Here is an 18,272-nt window from a genome sequence, read left to right on the forward strand (position 1 = left end):
CCCGGCTCCGTGCCGCGCGCGGGCCGCTCGCGGTCGCGGGCGCGGCGGCCGTCGCGGGAGCCGCGCTCGTCCTGCGCGACCCCCACGGCACCGGGTCGTGGGGCGTCTGCCCGCTGTACGCGCTGACCGGGCTGTACTGCGCGGGCTGCGGCGGGCTGCGGGCCACCCACGACCTGCTCGTCGGCGACCTCGCCGGCGCCTGGGCCATGAACCCCCTGTGGGTGCTGCTCGTCCCCGTCCTCCTCGGGCTGTGGGCCTGGTGGCTGACCCGGGCCGTCCGCACCGGCGGACCGGCCCGCGGGCCTTCCGTCACCGTGGCCCTCGTGGGGGCCGCCGTCGTGGTGCTGTACTCCGTCGCCCGCAACGTCCCGGCCTGGGCCGGGCTGCTGGCCCCGGTCTGATGCGCTCGCCCGCGTAGGTGGGTGAACCGGCTGGTGGGCGCCGCCCGCGCCGCCCGGCGCGCCCTAGGATGCGGGGCGGCGCACCGTCGCCCGCCGCCGCCAGACCCGCCCGCAGGAGGACCCATGAGCACGCCCGACCAGCCCACGGACCCCGCCCGCGACCCGTACGCCCCGCAGGGCGGCCAGCCGTCCCCGTACGGCCAGCCGTCGCCCTACGGCCAGCAGTACCCGTACGGCCAGGCCGGGCCGGGCGAGCAGGCGTCGCCCTACGGTCAGGCACCGGGGTACGACGAGCCGTCGCCCTCCGGGCAGCCGTCGCCGTACGGCGAGGCGTCGCCCTACGGCCAGCCCTCCCCGTACGGCCAGCCGCCGGCGTACGGCCAGCCGCCCGTCTACGGCGAGCAGGCCGCCTACGGCCAGGCGCCCTCCGGACCGGCCCCCGCGTACGGGCAGGGCTCGGCGTACGGGCAGGTGCCCGCCTACGGCCAGCCCCCGGCGTACGGGCAGCCCGCAGGCTACGACGCGTCCGGCTACGCCCAGCCGTACGGCGCGGCGCCGTACGCCCCGGCGTTCTACCCGAAGAACTCGCTCGGCATCTGGTCGCTCGTGCTGGGTCTCGTCGGCCTGCTCCTGTGCGGTGCGCTGACCGGCATCCCCGCGATCATCACCGGCGTGCTGTCCCGGCAGGCGGTGGGCCGCGGCGAGGCGAACAACGGCGGGCTGGCCCTGGCGGGGATCATCGTCGGGGCCCTGGGCACGGCGTGGGGGCTGCTGTTCTTCGTGTTCGCCTTCATGCCGGGCTTCGTCGACGGGTTCAACACCGGGTACTACGGGTACTGACCCCCGCTGCCCGGCTCGCGTCCCGCGCGTCGGCGCCGGGCGCCCGGGTGTCCACCGGCTGGCCGCGTGGTCAGGGGCGCCCGCGGGTCCCCGTACGATGGCCGAGGCGGACCGACGGCCGAGGTCACCCGTACGGGTGACGTGGTCGTCGCCGAGGAGCCCCGGGCTCCCGCGCCCCGGTGCGCGCCGCCGTCGACCTCGGGGGAGATGAGACGCCGATGGGCACCGTGCTGGACGACATCGTGGCGGGTGTGCGCGAGGACCTCGCGGTCCGCGAGGCCGCCACGCCCCTGGCCGTGCTCAAGGAGCGCGCCGCCCGGATGCCGGGCGCCAAGGACTGCGTCTCCCGCCTGCGGGTGGCGGACGCCGTGACCGTGATCGCCGAGGTGAAGCGGTCGAGCCCGTCCAAGGGCGCGCTCGCCACGATCACCGACCCGGCCGCGCTGGCCGCGGAGTACGAGAAGGGCGGCGCGTCCGTCATCTCGGTGCTGACCGAGCAGCGCCGGTTCAAGGGCTCCCTCGCGGACCTGGACAGCGTGCGCGCGGCCGTGGACATCCCGGTGCTCCGCAAGGACTTCGTCGTCACGCCCTACCAGGTGTGGGAGGCGCGGGCGCACGGCGCGGACCTGGTGCTGCTGATCGTGGCGGCGCTGGAGCAGACCGTGCTGACCTCGCTGGTCGAGCGCGTGCACTCCCTGGGCATGACGGCCCTGGTCGAGGTGCACGACACCGAGGAGGCCGTGCGCGCCGTGGACGCGGGCGCCCGGGTCATCGGCGTCAACGCGCGGGACCTCAAGACCCTGGAGGTCGACCGCGGCACGTTCGCGCGGGTCGCCCCGGCGATCCCGGCCGACGTGGTCAAGGTCGCCGAGTCGGGCGTGCGCGGGCCGCACGACGTCATGGAGTACGCCCGGGCGGGCGCGGACGCCGTGCTGGTCGGCGAGGCGCTGGTGACGGACGACGCGCCGCGGCAGTCGGTCGCGGACCTGGTGGCGGCGGGCTCGCACCCGTCGCTGCGCGCGGTCCGGCAGTGACCGGCGCGCACGGACGAGGGACGAGGAGCAGCAGGTGACGACGGGACGCACGGGTCCGCAGGTGCCCGCGGGGCAGCCGACGGAGGGCGGCCCGCTGGCCACCCACCAGGGGCCGTACTTCGGCGACTTCGGCGGGCGGTTCGTGCCCGAGGCGCTGATCGCGGCGCTGGACGAGCTCGAGGCGGAGTTCCGCAAGGCGCAGGCGGACCCGGAGTTCGGCGCCGACCTGTCCCGGCTGCACCGCACGTACACCGGGCGTCCGAGCCCGCTGACCGAGGTGCCGCGGTTCGCCGCGCACGTCGCGCCCGGCGTGCGGGTGTTCCTCAAGCGCGAGGACCTCAACCACACGGGGTCGCACAAGATCAACAACGTGCTCGGCCAGGCGCTGCTCGTGAAGCGCATGGGCAAGACGCGCCTGATCGCGGAGACCGGCGCCGGGCAGCACGGCGTCGCCACCGCGACCGCCGCCGCGCTGCTCGGCCTCGAGTGCGTCGTGTACATGGGCGAGGAGGACACCCGCCGGCAGGCCCTGAACGTGGCGCGCATGCAGCTGCTCGGCGCGACTGTCGTCCCGGTCGCCATCGGGTCCCGGACCCTGAAGGACGCGATCAACGAGGCGTTCCGCGACTGGGTCGCCAACGTCGAGTCGACGCACTACCTGCTGGGCACCGTGACGGGTCCGGCGCCGTTCCCGGAGATGGTGCGCGACTTCCACAAGATCATCGGCGAGGAGGCGAAGGCCCAGCTCGCCGAGGAGGTCGGTCGGCTGCCCGACGCCGTCGCCGCGTGCGTCGGCGGCGGGTCCAACGCCATGGGCGCCTTCAACGCGTTCCTCGACGACCCGTCGGTGCGGCTGTTTGGCTTCGAGGCCGGCGGCGAGGGCATCTCCTCCGGGCGGCACGCGGCGCGGTTCAGCGGCGGCTCGCCCGGCGTGCTCCAGGGCACCAAGTCGTACCTGCTGCAGGACGAGGACGGGCAGACCCTGCCCAGCCACTCGGTGTCCGCGGGCCTCGACTACCCGAGCGTCGGCCCCGAGCACGCCTGGCTGCACGACATCGGTCGCGCGCAGTACCGCCCGGTCACGGACGACGAGGCCATGGAGGCGTTCCGCCTGCTGTGCCGCACCGAGGGCATCATCCCGGCCATCGAGTCCGCGCACGCCCTCGCCGGGGCGATCCAGCTCGGCGCCGAGGTCGCGACGTGGGACGTCCCCGCGGGGCAGGAGCCGGTGATCCTGGTGAACCTGTCCGGTCGCGGTGACAAGGACGTGGCCACGGCCGCGGCTTGGTTCGACCTGATCGAGGACAAGCCGGTGGTCGACGCCGACGAGGGGGAGCAGCTGTGAGCGGCACGGACCAGGCGACGGGCTCGCGCACCGGGGCGACGCTGGACCGGCTGCGCGCCGGGACCGACGGCGGTCCGGGGCGCGCGGCGCTGGTCGGCTACCTGCCGCTGGGCTTCCCGGACGTCGCGGCGTCCGTGCGCGCGGCGACGACGATGGTCGAGGCCGGGGTGGACGTCGTCGAGATCGGCCTGCCGTACTCCGACCCCGGCATGGACGGCCCCGTCATCCAGGCCGCGGTGGACCACGCCCTCGCGGGCGGCACGCGCGTGCGCGACGTCTTCGGTGCCGTCGAGCAGATCGCCGCGACCGGCGCGCCCGTGCTCGTCATGACCTACTGGAACCCCGTGCTGCGCTACGGCGTCGACGCCTTCGCCCGCGACCTCGCCGCCGCCGGGGGTGCCGGGCTCATCACGCCGGACCTCATCCCCGACGAGGGCGCCGACTGGGTCGCCGCGTCGGACGCGCACGACCTGGACCGGGTCTTCCTCGTGGCGCCGTCGTCGACCCCCGAGCGTCTCGCCATGACGTCCGCCGCCTCGCGCGGGTTCGTCTACGCGGCGTCGACCATGGGCGTGACGGGGGAGCGGACCACCGTCGGCGCCCGCGCCGAGCAGCTCGTCGCGGACACCCGCGCCGCCGGGGCCGAGCACGTGTGCGTCGGGCTCGGCGTGTCCCGGCCGGAACAGGCGCGCGACATCGCCCGGTACGCCGACGGCGTCATCGTGGGCTCGGCGTTCGTGCGCGCGCTCAGCGGTGCCGCGTCGGAGTCGGCGGGGCTGGACGCGCTGGCCGACGTCGCAGCCGGGCTGGCGGAGGGCATCCGCACGGCGCGCTGACGCGGACGCCGCGCCGTGGGCGCGGGGGAGCGACCCGCCCGTGCCTGCCCCTCGACTCCGGCTGCGCCGACGTCCGCGGACCCGCACATGCGTGCCCCTCGACTCCGGCTGCGCCGACGTCCGCGCTCCCGACGTCGGCTGCGCCGCGTCACCCCCCCCGGGGCCACCGGGGCCGCACCCTGGGGCGCCCCCGGTCGCCCGGGGCGCTCCCGCGGCCTCGACGTCGTCACTCGTCGGCGAGGTCGTCACTCCTGACGGACGACCTCGACGACGAGTGACGGCCTCGGTGTCCCGGAACGGGAGCGGCGTCCTGCCCGTGGGCGGGCGGTCCGGTTCGCCCGGGATGTCGCCTAGGCTGCCGGTGTGATGATCCCCGCCGCGATCCCGAGCCCGCCCCAGGGCGTCTGGTACCTGGGCCCCGTGCCGCTGCGCGCCTACGCGCTGGCGATCCTCCTCGGCATCGTCGTCGCCGTCATCATGACGCAGCGGCGGTGGAAGGCCCGGGGTGGCGATCCGGAGCAGGTCCTGGACATCACGTTCTGGGCGGTGCCGTTCGGCATCGTCGGCGGGCGGCTCTACCACGTGATCAGCTCGCCGGACGCGTACTTCGGCGCGGGCGGCGACCCCGTGCGCGCCCTGTACATCTGGGAGGGCGGCCTCGGCATCTGGGGTGCGGTCGCGCTCGGTGCGGTCGGTGCGTACATCGGCTGCCGCCGGGCCGGGGTGTCGTTCCCGGTGTTCGCGGACGCGCTCGCGCCGGGGCTGCTGGTCGCGCAGGCGGTCGGGCGGCTGGGCAACTGGTTCAACCAGGAGCTGTTCGGCGGTCCGACGACGTTGCCGTGGGGTCTGCGCATCGACGACGCGCACCTGCCCGCGGGTTTCGACTCAGGGACGCTGTTCCACCCGACGTTCCTGTACGAGCTGCTGTGGAACCTCGCCGGTGCCGCGCTGCTCATCTGGCTGGACCGCCGCTTCCGGCTGGGTCACGGCCGCGTGTTCTGGTTGTACGTGGTCGTGTACACGACCGGGCGGCTGTGGATCGAGCTGCTGCGGATCGACCCGGCGGAGATGGTCGGCCCGTTCCGGCTCAACGTGTGGACGTCGATCATCGTCGGCCTCGGGGCGCTGGTAGCGTTCGTCCTCGTCGGACGTCGCCATCCTGGACGCGAGACCACACCCCTCCTGGCCGGGGCTGATGCGGCACCCTCCGCAGAACCCGCGACCCCCACGGATCCCGTCGTGACCGAGGCGCCCACAGCGCGGACGGCCACCGGCGAGGACGACGGACCCGCAGGCCAGGACGACGAGGTGGCGGAGCACGACCCCGCCCGCTGACCGCGGCGCCCCCGCCGTGTGACCCACCTCACTTTCTCGCGATGTGAGCACCTGTGTTTCCGGCAGGTATCGTCGCCACACTTGTAGCCCGGGCCGACGACGTCCCAGCCTCCCCCCAACGCTCTACCCGGCCCGCTCGCGGGTCCGTGAGGACGGTGCTGATGCCCGCGTCGCCTGTGCGTCCCGGTGCTTCTCCCGTGCAGCAGCACGGTCTGTACGACCCTGCCGCCGAGCACGACGCCTGCGGTTTCGCGTTCGTCGCGACGCTGCGGGGTACCCCCGGCCGCGACATCGTGGACGCCGGTCTGACCGCCCTGCTCAACCTCGACCACCGCGGTGCGGTCGGTGCGGAGGAGAACAGCGGGGACGGCGCCGGCATCCTCACGCAGATCCCGGACGCGTTCCTGCGCGACGTGGTCGACGCCGAGCTGCCCCCGGCGGGCCGCTACGCGATCGGCATGGCGTTCCTGCCGCAGGACGACGAGGAGCGCACCGTCGCGGTGCGGGCCGTCGAGGCCATCGCCGCGGAGGAGAAGCTCGACGTCCTGGCGTGGCGCGACGTCGCCGTCACCGCCGACCTGGTCGGCCCGACCGCGCGCTCGTCCATGCCGGTGTTCCGGCAGCTCGTCGTGGCGGACCCGTCGCGCGAGCTCGCGGGCGTCGACCTGGACCGCCGCGCGTTCCGGCTGCGCAAGCGCGCCGAGCGCGAGCTCGGCATCTACTTCGCCTCGCTGTCGGCCCGCACGCTCACCTACAAGGGCATGCTCACGACGGGTCAGCTCGAGCCGTTCTTCGCCGACCTGTCGGACCCGCGGTACGCGTCCGAGCTCGCGCTCGTGCACTCCCGGTTCTCCACCAACACCTTCCCGTCGTGGCCGCTGGCGCAGCCGTTCCGGATGGTCGCCCACAACGGCGAGATCAACACGGTGCGCGGCAACCGCAACTGGGTGGCCGCCCGCGAGGGCACGCTGCGTTCCGAGGTGCTGGGCGACCTCGCCCCGCTGCTGCCGGTGTGCACGCCGGGCGGGTCGGACTCCGGCTCGTTCGACGAGGTGCTGGAGCTGCTGCACCTGGGCGGCCGCTCCCTGCCGCACGCGATCATGATGATGATCCCGGAGGCGTGGGAGAACCACCAGCAGATGGACCCCGCCCGCCGGGCGTTCTACGAGTACCACGCCTCGCTGATGGAGCCCTGGGACGGGCCCGCCGCGATGACGTTCACCGACGGCACCCTGATCGGCTCGGTGCAGGACCGCAACGGCCTGCGCCCCGGTCGGTACTGGGTGACCGAGGACGGCCTCGTCGTCATGGGCTCCGAGGCGGGCGTGCTCGACCTCGACCCCGCGACGGTCGTCCGCAAGGGCCGCCTGGAGCCGGGCCGGATGTTCCTGGTGGACACCGGGCAGGGCCGCATCGTCGAGGACGACGAGATCAAGGCGCAGCTCGCCGCCCAGCGCCCGTACGCGCAGTGGGTGCGGGAGAACTCCGTCTACCTGGAGCAGCTGCCCGAGCGCGAGCACATCGCGCACTCGTCGGCGTCGGTCCGCCGCCGGCAGCGGACGTTCGGGTACACCGAGGAGGAGCTGAAGATCCTCCTGACGCCCATGGGCGCGACCGGCGCGGAGCCGCTGGGCGCCATGGGCTCGGACACCCCGGTCGCGGTGCTCTCGGAGCGCCCCCGGATGCTGTTCGACTACTTCACGCAGATGTTCGCGCAGGTGACGAACCCGCCGCTGGACGCGATCCGCGAGGAGATGGTCACGTCCATCGGCGGGGCCATCGGCCCGGAGCCGAACCTGCTCGAGGACACGCCGCTGCACGCGCGCAAGCTCGTGCTGCCGTTCCCGGTGCTGGACAACGACGGCCTCGCGAAGATCGTCAAGATCCACAAGGACCCCGCCATGGCGGGCGTGTTCCGGTCGACCATCGTCCGCGGCCTGTACAAGGTCGACGGCGGCGGTGCGGCGCTGGAGCAGCGCCTGGAGGAGATCTTCGCGGAGTGCGACCGCGCGGTCGCCGACGGCGTGAGCTTCCTCGTGCTGTCCGACCGCAACTCCGACGCCGACCAGGCGCCGATCCCGTCGCTGCTGCTGCTGTCGGCCGTGCACCACCACCTGCTGCGCCGGCACACCCGCACCCAGGTGTCGCTGGTCGTCGAGGCCGGCGACGTCCGCGAGGTGCACCACGTCGCGCTCCTGATCGGGTACGGCGCCGCCGCGGTGAACCCGTACCTGGCGATGGAGACCGTCGAGGACCTGGCGACCGGCGGCTACCTGCCGGGCGTCGCGCCGCAGACCGCGGTCAAGAACCTCATCAAGGCGCTCGGCAAGGGCGTCCTGAAGGTCATGTCGAAGATGGGCATCTCCACCATCGCGTCGTACCGCGGCGCGCAGGTGTTCGAGGCCATCGGCCTGTCCCAGCCGCTCGTGGACCGGTACTTCACCGGCACCACCAGCCGGCTCGGCGGCATCGGCCTGGACGTCATCGCGGCCGAGGTCGCGGCGCGGCACGCCGACGCGTACCCGTCCAACGGCAACCGGCTGGCGCACCGCCGCCTGGCGACCGGTGGCGAGTACCAGTGGCGTCGCGACGGCGAGGACCACCTGTTCGACCCCGAGACGGTGTTCCGCCTGCAGCACTCGACCAAGACGCGCCAGATGGACGTCTTCCGGTCGTACACGAACCGCGTCAACGAGCAGTCCAGCCGGCTGATGACGCTGCGCGGGCTGCTCGAGCTGAAGACCGGCGAGCGCACCCCCGTGCCGGTCGACGAGGTCGAGCCCGTCAGCGAGATCGTCAAGCGGTTCTCCACCGGCGCGATGTCCTACGGCTCCATCTCGGCGGAGGCGCACGAGACCCTCGCCATCGCCATGAACCGGCTCGGCGCGAAGTCGAACACCGGTGAGGGCGGCGAGGACCCGGAGCGCCTGCACGACCCCGAGCGGCGCTCGGCGATCAAGCAGATCGCGTCGGGCCGGTTCGGAGTGACGTCGGAGTACCTGACGTTCGCGGACGACATCCAGATCAAGCTCGCCCAGGGCGCGAAGCCCGGTGAGGGCGGCCAGCTGCCCGGCCCGAAGGTGTACCCGTGGGTCGCCAAGACCCGGCACTCCACGCCGGGCGTCGGCCTGATCTCCCCGCCGCCGCACCACGACATCTACTCCATCGAGGACCTGGCGCAGCTGATCCACGACGCCAAGAACGCGAACCCGCGCGCCCGGATCCACACCAAGCTCGTCAGCGAGTTCGGCGTGGGCACGGTCGCGGCGGGCGTCGCGAAGGCGCACTCCGACGTGGTGCTCATCTCGGGCCACGACGGCGGCACCGGCGCGTCCCCGCTGACCAGCCTCAAGCACGCGGGCACGCCGTGGGAGATCGGCCTGGCCGAGGCCCAGCAGACGCTCGTGCTCAACGACCTGCGCGACCGCGTCGTGGTGCAGGTGGACGGCCAGCTCAAGACCGGGCGGGACGTCATCATCGGCGCGCTGCTCGGCGCCGAGGAGTTCGGCTTCGCCACGGCCCCGCTGGTGGTCTCGGGCTGCATCATGATGCGTGTCTGCCACCAGGACACCTGCCCGGTCGGCGTCGCGACGCAGAACCCGGAGCTGCGCGAGCGGTTCACCGGCAAGCCGGAGTTCGTCGTCACGTTCTTCGAGTTCATCGCGCAGGAGGTCCGCGAGCTGCTCGCCGAGCTCGGGTTCCGCAGCATCGAGGAGGCCGTCGGCCGCGTCGAGCTGCTGGACACCCGCAAGGCCGTCTCGCACTGGAAGGCCCAGGGCCTCGACCTGTCGCCGGTCCTCGCGCTGCCCGAGCCGCTGCCGGGCTCCGCGCTGCACCACGTGCGCGACCAGGACCACGGCCTGGACCGCGCGCTGGACAACCAGTTCATCGCCCTGGCGTCCGACGCGCTGGAGGACGCCCGCCCGGTCGTCATCGAGCTGCCGGTCCGCAACGTCAACCGCACCGTCGGCACGATGCTCGGCCACGAGGTCACCCGCCGCTACGGCGGCGCGGGCCTGCCGGACGGCACCATCCAGGTGCGGCTGACCGGCTCGGCCGGGCAGTCGTTCGGCGCGTTCGTGCCGCGCGGCGTCGAGCTGCGCCTCGAGGGCGACGCCAACGACTACGTCGGCAAGGGCCTGTCCGGCGGCCGCATCGTCGTCCGCCCGGACCGCAACGCCGTCCTCAGCGGCGAGCACAACGTCATCGCGGGCAACGTCATCGGCTACGGCGCGACGTCGGGGGAGATGTTCCTCCGGGGTGTCGTCGGCGAGCGGTTCGGCGTCCGGAACTCCGGCGCGACCCTGGTCGTGGAGGGCGTGGGCGACCACGGCTGCGAGTACATGACCGGCGGCACCGTCCTGGTGCTCGGCCGCACCGGCCGCAACTTCGCGGCGGGCATGTCCGGCGGCACGGCGTACGTCCTCGACCTCAAGACCGAGCGCGTCAACGTCCAGGCGGTCGCGGCCGCCGAGATCGGGCTCGACCCGCTCGACGACGAGGACGCCGCCCTGGTGCTCGACCTGCTGCGCACGCACGCCGACGAGACGGGCTCGCCGGTCGCCGCCGAGCTGCTGGCCGACCCGCAGGCCACCCGCGCCCGGTTCACCCGGGTGCGCCCGACCGAGTACTCGCGCGTCCGCGCGGCGCTGGCGAAGGCCGAGGCCGACGGCCTCGACCCGAGCGCGCCCGGCGTGTGGGAGAACATCCTGGAGGTGGCTCGTGGCTGACCCCCGTGGCTTCTTGAAGGTGCGGGAGCGCGAGCTCCCCGCCAACCGTCCCGTCGCGCTGCGGCTCATGGACTGGCGCGAGGTGCACGAGCACCGCAGCGTCGCCGACGACCCGCAGTCCGCCACGCTGATCACCCAGCAGGCGGGCCGCTGCATGGACTGCGGCGTGCCGTTCTGCCACAACGGGTGCCCGCTGGGGAACCTCATCCCCGAGTGGAACGACCTGGTGTGGCGCGGCCAGTGGGCCGACGCCATCGAGCGGCTGCACGCGACCAACAACTTCCCGGAGTTCACCGGTCGCATCTGCCCGGCGCCCTGCGAGTCGGCGTGCGTGCTCGGCATCAACCAGCCCGCCGTGACGATCAAGAACGTCGAGGTCTCGATCATCGACGAGGCGTTCGACCGCGGCTACGTGCTGCCGCAGGTGCCGCAGCGCCTCACCGGGCACACCGTGGCCGTCGTCGGCTCCGGCCCGGCGGGTCTCGCGGCCGCCCAGCAGCTCACCCGCGCCGGGCACACCGTCGCGGTGTACGAGCGCGACGACGAGATCGGCGGCCTGCTGCGCTACGGCGTCCCGGACTTCAAGCTCGAGAAGAAGCACATCGACCGCCGTCTGGCGCAGATGGAGGCCGAGGGCACCCGGTTCCGCGCGGGCGTCGAGATCGGCCGGGACATCACCTGGGCGCAGCTGCGCGCCCGGTACGACGCCGTCGTGGTCGCCACGGGCTCGACCGTGCCGCGCGAGCTGCCGCTGCCCGGGCGCGAGCTCGACGGCATCCACCCGGCGATGGACTACCTGCACCAGTCGAACGCGCTGGTCGCGGGCAAGGTCGTCGCCGAGCCCATCGACGCGGCGGGCAAGCACGTCGTCGTCATCGGCGGCGGCGACACCGGCTCGGACTGCGTCGGCACCGCCCTGCGCCAGGGCGCGGCGTCCGTGACGACGCTGGCCATCGGCAAGCAGCCGCCCACCGAGCGGCCCGCCGGTCAGCCCTGGCCGACCGATCCGGTGCTGTTCGAGGTGTCGTCCTCGCACGAGGAGGGCGGCGAGCGCACGTTCCTCGCGTCCACCGTGGCGTTCCTCGGCGACGAGGAGGGCGGCGTGCGGCACTTGCGGCTCGCGACCACCGAGTACCTGCCGGACGGGCGCCGCGTGCCCACCGAGGGCACCGAGCGGGACATCCCGGCGGACCTGGTCCTCATCGCGATGGGCTTCACCGGCCCGGAGACCGAGGACCTGGTCGCGCAGGCGGGCGTCGAGCTCACCGCGCGCGGCGCCGTCGCCCGGTCGGACGACTTCGCCACCAACGTCCCGGGCGTGTTCGTCGCCGGGGACGCGGGGCGCGGGCAGTCGCTCATCGTGTGGGCCATCGCCGAGGGCCGTGCGGCCGCGGCGTCGGTGGACACGTTCCTGTCGGGCAGCACCGAGCTCCCGGCGCCGGTGACGGCGGGGACGGTGGCGCTGCGCGCCTGAGGGCGCGTGTGAGCACGGGACGACGGGCGGTCGGACGTCCGGTGAACTCTGGGACCTCGGTCCCGGGCGCACCGGTCCGGCCGCCCGTCGTCGTCGGTGCGGGGCCACGGTCGCCCGGCGCGCCCGGGGGTCGCGCGCGGGCGGGGTCCCGCGACCCCCGTAGGATTGGTCCCGTGCGGCTCGTGCTGCCCGCCCACCGGCCCCGGCCGGCCGACGGTGCGCCGACCCGCCGACCGTCAACCGCGCACGTCCCGGCAGGCCCGAGCCCGACCAGGACGTTCGGTCCGAACCGTCAGCCACGAAAGGCCTAGGCTTTCCCCATGCGTAGAGCGAAGATCGTCTGCACCATCGGCCCCGCCACGGAGTCCGCCGAGCAGATCCAGGCCCTTGTCGACGCCGGCATGGACGTGGCGCGGCTGAACCGCAGCCACGGCGACACCGAGGTGCACGAGCGCGTGTACAACAACGTGCGCGCCGCCGCGAAGGCCTCCGGCCGCTCGGTCGCCGTGCTGGTCGACCTCCAGGGCCCCAAGATCCGCCTCGGCCGGTTCTCCGACACCGACTCCAAGCACTACCTCAACGAGGGTGACGTCTTCACGATCACCACCGAGGACGTCCCGGGCACCAAGGAGCTCGTCTCCACCACCCACAAGGGCCTGCCCGACGACGCCCGCGTGGGCGACCCGCTGCTCATCGACGACGGCCGCGTGCTGGTCCGCGTCACCGCCGTCGAGGGCCCGCGCGTCATCACCCGCGTCGAGGTCGCCGGCCCCGTCTCGAACAACAAGGGCATCAACCTGCCCGGCGTCGCCGTCTCCGTCCCCGCCATGAGCGACAAGGACGAGGAGGACCTGCGCTGGGCCCTGCGCATCGGCGCGGACATCATCGCCCTGTCCTTCGTCCGCAACGCCGCCGACTACGACGACGTCCGCCGGATCATGGAGGAGGAGGGCCGGGTCGTCCCGGTCATCGCCAAGGTCGAGAAGCCGCAGGCCGTCGAGGCCCTGGCCGAGATCGTCGACGCGTTCGACGGCATCATGGTCGCCCGCGGCGACCTCGGCGTCGAGCTGCCGCTGGAGCAGGTGCCGCTCGTCCAGAAGCGCGCCGTCGAGATGGCCCGCCGCATGGCCAAGCCGGTCATCGTCGCCACCCAGGTGCTCGAGTCCATGACCAACTCCCCGCGCCCGACGCGCGCCGAGACCTCCGACTGCGCCAACGCGGTGCTCGACGGGGCCGACGCGGTCATGCTGTCCGGCGAGACCTCGGTCGGCGAGTACCCGATCGAGACCGTCCGCACCATGGCGCGCATCATCGAGGCCACCGAGGAGATGGGTCGCGAGCGCATCGCGCCCCTCGGCTCCACCCCGCACACCCGCGGTGGCGCCATCACCCGCGCGGCCGCCGAGATCGGCGACGCCCTGGGCGTGAAGTACCTCGTGACCTTCACGCAGTCCGGTGACTCGGCGCGTCGCATGTCGCGCCTGCGCTCGTCCATCCCGCTGCTGGCGTTCACCCCGCAGACCTCGGTCCGCAACACCCTGTCGCTGAGCTGGGGCGTGCAGACGTACGAGGTGCCGCAGGTCGAGCACACCGACGCGATGGTCCAGCAGGTGGAGTCCACCCTGCGCGCCCAGGGCCTGGCCGAGGTCGGCGACTACGTCGTCGTCGTCGCGGGCACCCCGGTCGGCGAGGTCGGCTCGACCAACACGGTCGTCGTGCACAAGATCGGTGACGACGCCGCGGGCCGCGTCGCCTGACGCACCGCAGCACCCGTCGAGGGGCCCCGCAGCCACGTGCTGCGGGGCCCCTCGCGTGTGCGGGACCGGGGTTCAGCCCGCCAGAGCGCGCTGCTTGAGCGTGCCGAACTCGTCAGCGCTGATCGCACCCGAGTCGAGGAGCGCCTTCGCGCGGGCGATCTCGTCGGCGGGGGAGCGCCCCGCCGTCTCGCGGATGTACTCCTCGGTCCGCTCGCGGGCCTGCTCCCGCGCCGTCGCGTGCCGGGCGGTCATGCCGCGGCCGCGTGCGATGACGTACACCAGGATCGACAGGTAGGGCAGCACGATCAGCGCGACGATCCACGCCGCCTTCGCCCACCCGCCGAGCCGCGTGTCGCGGAACAGGTCGCCGCACACGTGCCACAGCAGCACCAGGTACGTGAGGAACACGAACCACCACACCATCAGACCGAACCAGTCCCAGAACGAGTCCACGGCTCCACCTCCGCGCGCGGCCGGCGCGGTCGCCGGCTGCTGACCACGGTCCTCGCCCGCGGGCCCCGTGCCCTCATCCGCACGGAGTGAGCGCGTCGCCCCTCGCGCGTGCGGGGCCGCGCACGCCTGGGACCGACGGCCCTGGTGCGTGCCGGGGCGTGGTGGTTGCGTGGGCGGCATGGCGCGGACGGGTCGGGTTCTGGTCGGTGCGGCGGTCGCCGCCGCGGGTGGACTGGTGCTGCGCGACGCCGCGCTGCACCTCGGGGCGACGCAGGTCGAGCGCTCCGTGGCGCTGCCCGGTGACGGGCTGCTGCCGGACGCGCACGTGCAGGCGACCCGGGGCATCACCATCCCCGTGGAGCCCGCCGCGGTGTGGCCGTGGCTGGTGCAGATCGGCTGGCAGCGCGGCGGGTTCTACTCCTACGACGCGCTGGAGAACCTCGTCGGCCTCGACATCCGCTCCGCCGACGAGGTCGTGCCCGCCTGGCAGCACCTCGCGCTGGGCGACCACGTGCACCTGGCCCCGGAGGTCGCGCTGGAGGTGGTCGTGCTCGAGCCCGCGCAGGCGCTCGTGATCGCCGCGACCACGCCGCCGGGGGAGAACGGCCCCGCGCCCTACGACTGCACGTGGGCGTTCGTGCTGCGGTCCGGTCCCGACGTGGGCACGACCCGCCTCGTGACCCGGGAGCGGTACGTCTCGCGTGGCCCGGGCGGGCGCGCGCTGATCGAGGCGGTGTCGGCCGTCAGCACGCTCATGAGCGAGCGGATGCTCCGCGGCATCCGCGACCGGGCTGCAGGTCAGGCGCGCGACGCCTAGCGTGGAGGGCATGAACGGCATCGACGTGCTGACCGAGGGCTTCGGCCGCCTGGACGACCTGGTGGCGACTGCGACGTCCGACCTCACCGAGGACCAGCTCGCGGAGCGGGTCGGACCGGAGGCGAACACGGTCGCGTGGCTGGTGTGGCACCTCGCGCGGGAGCAGGACGCGCAGGTCGCCGCGCTCGGCGGGACCGAGGAGGTGTGGACGGCGGACGGCTGGGCGGAGAAGCTCGCGCTGCCGCTGGACCCGTCCGACAACGGCTACGGGAACACCCCGGAGCAGGTCGCCCAGGTCCGGGCCTCGGCGGACCTGCTCGTCGGCTACGCCCGCGCCTCCACCGCGGCGTCGCTCGCGTACCTGCGCGGCCTGTCGGACGCCGATCTGGACGACGTCGTGGACCCCGGCTGGGACCCGCCCGTCACGCGCGGCGTGCGGCTGCTGAGCGTCCTCGACGACGCCGTGCAGCACGCCGGTCAGGCGGCGTTCGTGCGCGGCCTGCTGCTCGACCGCTGAGCCCCGGACCGTCCGGCGTGCGGGTCGAACCCGTCAGCCCCGCCGTGGTGCGGGACCGGCTGGTCGAGCGGGTGCTCGCCGCGGGACCGCGGCCCCGGGTGCTGCTCGACGGCTGGGCCACCGCCGACCCCGAGGCGCTGGCGACGTCCCTGGTCGAGCCGCTGCGCGCCGAGGGGCGCCCCGCCGTCGTCGTCCGGGCGGCGGACTTCCTGCGTCCGGGCGGCGTGCGGTTCGAGTACGGGCGCGAGGACCCCGATGCGCTGCTCGACCTCGCCCTCGACACCGGCGCGCTCATCCGCGAGGTCCTCGACCCGTGGGAGTCCGGGACGGCGTACCTCCCCGCCCTCTGGGACGCCGAGCACGACCGGTCCGCCCGGCGGCGCACCGAGCCCGTCCCTGACGGCGGCGTGCTGCTGCTCGCCGGGGAGCTGCTGCTCGGCCGGTGGCTGCCCGCCGACCTCACGGTGCACCTCGCGCTGCGCCCCGACACGCTCGCCCGGCGCTGGGGAGACGCGGGGCGGTGGCGGCTGCCGGCGGACGCCCGGTACCGCGACGAGGCCGACCCCGAGGGCACGGCCGACGTGGTCGTGCGCCTCGACCACGCCGACCGGCCGGGCTGGGTCGTGTCCCGCTGACCCGGTCGCGGCGTGCGTGGGGGGAGGGCGGCGCGCCCCTCGCGCGGTGGACGGGCAGGCAGCGGCCGTGCCGGCCGGGTGGTGCCACGTCGCGGCGCTGGTCACCCTGCTCCTGCGGGTGCATGCTGGACGGGTCGCGCGCACGGGTGCCGCGACGGGACCGGGAGGCGGACGATGGCGGCGGCGACCGAGCGACGGGGCAGGGACGACGGGGCCCGTGGTGGAGCGACCGGCGCGACCACGCCCGAGTTCGACGCGTTCGGCCCGTGGGTCGACCCCGTGCGCGAGCCGGACGACGTGCCGCCGCTGTACCGGGACCACCCCGTCGACCTGGCATCGAGCCGTCTCGTCCTCAAGGTGCCGCGCGACATCCTGCGCCGGGACGCCACCCCGGACATGGACCTCTACGACCACCTGCTCGTCCTCGGCCCCGACCGGCTCACCGTCCTCAGCCGCCGCACGGGGCCGGTCGCGCGCGGGTACGACGTCCGGGAGGTCCCGTACGACCGGGTCGCGGCCGTGCGCACCAGCGTCGAGCTGCTGGACGGGCGCCTCGACGTCCTCCCGCTCACCGGTGAGGCGCTGACGATCCGGTTCAGCGGGTCCTCGGCGGACGTGGTCGCCGGGTTCGTCGACCTGCTGCGGGTGCTCGCCTGGCCGGTCCCGACCTCCGGCGACCCCGCACCCCGCGACCCGACCCTGCGGCACCGCGCCCTCGGCCGCCTCGACCGACGGGCGCTCGGCGAGAAGGAGATCGGCCTGGTCTCCGCCTACCGGGAGGTCGCCGACCACGAGCCCGGCCTGCGGGCCCTCGCGGCGCACCCCCGCGCCGTCGTCGTGCCCGGCGGGGGCGCGCTCGCCCGCGTGGCGCACCTGCTGCGCCCGATGACCGTGCACGCCGCGATCGTCGCCTCCGACGGGCGCGAGCTGCAGGTGTTCGGGCGCCGCGCCTGGCTCGCCCGGGGGCGGACCCCGGTGCACTCCGAGAGCCGCCTCGTGCTGCCGCTCGACCGGCTCACCACCGCGACCGCGACCCCGCACCCGGCGTACCCGGACGTCACCGTGGTCACGCTGCGTGCCGCGGACGCGACGTTCGACCTCCCGGTCCCGGCCGGTGCGGCGGCGGCCGAGATCCTGGCGACGCTCGCCCGCTGACCGGACGCGCCCCGGACGCCGGGCGGGCGCCCCGGGTCAGCGGCCGTCCGCCCAGCGCAGCACCCGCAGCGCCCACGCTCCACCCGCCCAGAGCCCGTCCGGGTCGCGCGCGGCCAGCAGGCGGGCACCCCAGCCCTCGTGCGCCACGCGGGTACGCTCGGCGGCGACCTCGTCGGCGGGTGCGTCGGCGAGGTCGCGCAGGGTCTGCCAGCGGATCGCCGGGTCCCCGTCGAGCAGCCACGCGACGACGTCCACGCCGCCCAGGCTCGGCCTACCCTGGCCGCGTGGCGCGGGCTCGCGAGGATCACGGACGGGAGGGGCCGGTGGACGACGCCCTGGACCTGCGGTACCCGTTCGACGGCCGGTGGCAGGTGCGCAACAGCCCGGCGGACCGGGTGCCGAGCCACGGCACCGGGGTCCTGGCGAGCGCGTACGCGATCGACTTCGTCCCCGTGGACGCCGCCGGGCGCTCGGGGTGGGTCACCGTCGCGACACTGTTCCTGGCGGAGCCGCCCGAGCGGTTCGTGGGCTTCGGTCGGCCGGTGCTCGCACCGCTGGCCGGTGTGGTGCTCGCGACGCGGGACGCGGTGCCGGACCACGCCGCGCGCCGCGGACTGCTCTCGTTGGCCGACGCGCTCGGTCAGCGGCGGCGGCTGGCCGGGGGGTGGCAGGCGCTGGCGGGCAACCACGTGCTCCTCGGCCACGACGGTGTGGTCGTCGCGCTGTGCCACCTCCAGCGCGGCAGCGTGTCCGTCCGGCCGGGGCAGGTCGTCGCGGCGGGGGACGTCGTGGGCCGGTGCGGGTGCTCGGGCAACAGCACCGAGCCGCACCTGCACCTGCAGGCCCTGGACGACCCGGACCCCGCGCGGGCGCGGGCGGTGCCGGTCACGTTCGGCGGTCGGCTGCCGCGCGGCGGCGAGGTCGTGGAACCCGCGCCCTGAGC

General features: G+C 74.6%; 16 protein-coding genes. 14 read left to right on the plus strand and 2 right to left on the minus strand.

The window, feature by feature from the left end:
• From EBM89_RS03995 to pyk, 9 genes are all read left to right on the plus strand, one after another.
• Positions 1 to 401, plus strand: a 401-nt coding sequence (locus tag EBM89_RS03995; RefSeq protein WP_233571522.1) for a DUF2752 domain-containing protein, incomplete at its 5' end; no start/stop codon positions are given.
• 123 nt (positions 402 to 524) lie between these two features.
• Positions 525 to 1,241 (plus strand): DUF4190 domain-containing protein, encoded by a 717-nt coding sequence (locus tag EBM89_RS04000; protein WP_122148174.1) that lies wholly within the window; start codon positions 525 to 527, stop codon positions 1,239 to 1,241.
• A gap of 218 nt (positions 1,242 to 1,459) precedes the next feature.
• Positions 1,460 to 2,275: an indole-3-glycerol phosphate synthase TrpC gene (gene trpC, locus EBM89_RS04005; protein WP_122148211.1), complete on the plus strand. Its 816-nt coding sequence runs from the start codon at positions 1,460 to 1,462 to the stop codon at positions 2,273 to 2,275.
• Positions 2,276 to 2,336: 61 nt separating this feature from the next.
• Positions 2,337 to 3,620 carry a tryptophan synthase subunit beta gene (trpB, locus tag EBM89_RS04010; RefSeq protein ID WP_233571526.1) on the plus strand — a complete coding sequence of 428 codons (1,284 nt, stop codon included), beginning with the start codon at positions 2,337 to 2,339 and terminating at the stop codon, positions 3,618 to 3,620.
• Positions 3,617 to 4,456 (plus strand): tryptophan synthase subunit alpha, encoded by an 840-nt coding sequence (gene trpA, locus EBM89_RS04015; RefSeq protein ID WP_122148175.1) that lies wholly within the window; start codon positions 3,617 to 3,619, stop codon positions 4,454 to 4,456. The genes trpB and trpA overlap by 4 nt, the downstream gene beginning before the upstream one ends.
• Before the next feature lie 366 nt (positions 4,457 to 4,822).
• Positions 4,823 to 5,791 carry a prolipoprotein diacylglyceryl transferase gene (lgt, locus tag EBM89_RS04020; RefSeq protein ID WP_122148176.1) on the plus strand — a complete coding sequence of 323 codons (969 nt, stop codon included), beginning with the start codon at positions 4,823 to 4,825 and terminating at the stop codon, positions 5,789 to 5,791.
• Positions 5,792 to 5,952: 161 nt separating this feature from the next.
• Positions 5,953 to 10,521: a glutamate synthase large subunit gene (gene gltB, locus EBM89_RS04025; protein ID WP_122148177.1), complete on the plus strand. Its 4,569-nt coding sequence runs from the start codon at positions 5,953 to 5,955 to the stop codon at positions 10,519 to 10,521.
• On the plus strand, positions 10,514 to 11,995 hold the full coding sequence (locus EBM89_RS04030) for a glutamate synthase subunit beta (RefSeq protein ID WP_122148178.1): 1,482 nt from the start codon (positions 10,514 to 10,516) through the stop codon (positions 11,993 to 11,995). Before gltB ends, EBM89_RS04030 begins: the two co-directional genes overlap by 8 nt.
• A 320-nt stretch (positions 11,996 to 12,315) precedes the next feature.
• A complete protein-coding gene (gene pyk, locus EBM89_RS04035; protein ID WP_122148179.1) occupies positions 12,316 to 13,752 on the plus strand; it encodes a pyruvate kinase in 1,437 nt (478 codons plus the stop codon).
• A 72-nt stretch (positions 13,753 to 13,824) separates the two neighbouring features.
• On the opposite strand, the gene EBM89_RS04040 is transcribed toward pyk, so the two are convergent.
• The gene (locus EBM89_RS04040) at positions 13,825 to 14,205 is read right to left on the minus strand and encodes an SHOCT domain-containing protein (RefSeq protein WP_233571523.1); all 381 of its coding nucleotides are present in this window, start codon (positions 14,203 to 14,205) and stop codon (positions 13,825 to 13,827) included.
• 178 nt (positions 14,206 to 14,383) lie between these two features.
• Here EBM89_RS04040 and EBM89_RS04045 point away from each other — a divergent pair, with 178 nt between their 5' ends.
• The 4 genes from EBM89_RS04045 to EBM89_RS04060 all read left to right on the plus strand — a co-directional run bounded on the left by EBM89_RS04045 (position 14,384) and on the right by EBM89_RS04060 (position 17,329).
• Positions 14,384 to 15,022: an SRPBCC family protein gene (locus EBM89_RS04045; protein ID WP_122148214.1), complete on the plus strand. Its 639-nt coding sequence runs from the start codon at positions 14,384 to 14,386 to the stop codon at positions 15,020 to 15,022.
• 10 nt (positions 15,023 to 15,032) lie between these two features.
• Positions 15,033 to 15,539 (plus strand): mycothiol transferase, encoded by a 507-nt coding sequence (locus tag EBM89_RS04050; protein ID WP_122148215.1) that lies wholly within the window; start codon positions 15,033 to 15,035, stop codon positions 15,537 to 15,539.
• A 17-nt stretch (positions 15,540 to 15,556) separates the two neighbouring features.
• Entirely contained in the window at positions 15,557 to 16,174 is a 618-nt protein-coding gene (locus EBM89_RS04055) for a nucleoside/nucleotide kinase family protein (protein ID WP_122148180.1), read from the plus strand.
• Between the two features lie 174 nt (positions 16,175 to 16,348).
• Positions 16,349 to 17,329 carry a hypothetical protein gene (locus EBM89_RS04060; protein ID WP_122148181.1) on the plus strand — a complete coding sequence of 327 codons (981 nt, stop codon included), beginning with the start codon at positions 16,349 to 16,351 and terminating at the stop codon, positions 17,327 to 17,329.
• 36 nt (positions 17,330 to 17,365) lie between these two features.
• Here EBM89_RS04060 and EBM89_RS04065 read toward each other — a convergent pair whose 3' ends face one another.
• A complete protein-coding gene (locus EBM89_RS04065) occupies positions 17,366 to 17,584 on the minus strand; it encodes a hypothetical protein (protein ID WP_439647158.1) in 219 nt (72 codons plus the stop codon).
• Between the two features lie 68 nt (positions 17,585 to 17,652).
• On the opposite strand from EBM89_RS04065, the gene EBM89_RS04070 reads away from it, so the two are divergent.
• The gene (locus EBM89_RS04070; protein ID WP_122148182.1) at positions 17,653 to 18,270 is read left to right on the plus strand and encodes a M23 family metallopeptidase; all 618 of its coding nucleotides are present in this window, start codon (positions 17,653 to 17,655) and stop codon (positions 18,268 to 18,270) included.
• Positions 18,271 to 18,272: the final 2 nt, after the last annotated feature.

Origin of the sequence: Cellulomonas triticagri (genome assembly GCF_003696205.1) — a bacterium.
Lineage (GTDB): Bacteria > Actinomycetota > Actinomycetes > Actinomycetales > Cellulomonadaceae > Cellulomonas > Cellulomonas triticagri.

Coding starts and splice junctions, on each gene's coding strand:
- EBM89_RS04000 (WP_122148174.1), top strand. CDS start 525: ATGAGCACGCCCGACCAGCCCACGGACCCCGCCCGCGACCCGTACGCC.
- trpC (WP_122148211.1), top strand. CDS start 1,460: ATGGGCACCGTGCTGGACGACATCGTGGCGGGTGTGCGCGAGGACCTC.
- lgt (WP_122148176.1), top strand. CDS start 4,823: ATGATCCCCGCCGCGATCCCGAGCCCGCCCCAGGGCGTCTGGTACCTG.
- gltB (WP_122148177.1), top strand. CDS start 5,953: ATGCCCGCGTCGCCTGTGCGTCCCGGTGCTTCTCCCGTGCAGCAGCAC.
- pyk (WP_122148179.1), top strand. CDS start 12,316: ATGCGTAGAGCGAAGATCGTCTGCACCATCGGCCCCGCCACGGAGTCC.
- EBM89_RS04045 (WP_122148214.1), top strand. CDS start 14,384: ATGGCGCGGACGGGTCGGGTTCTGGTCGGTGCGGCGGTCGCCGCCGCG.
- EBM89_RS04050 (WP_122148215.1), top strand. CDS start 15,033: ATGAACGGCATCGACGTGCTGACCGAGGGCTTCGGCCGCCTGGACGAC.
- EBM89_RS04060 (WP_122148181.1), top strand. CDS start 16,349: ATGGCGGCGGCGACCGAGCGACGGGGCAGGGACGACGGGGCCCGTGGT.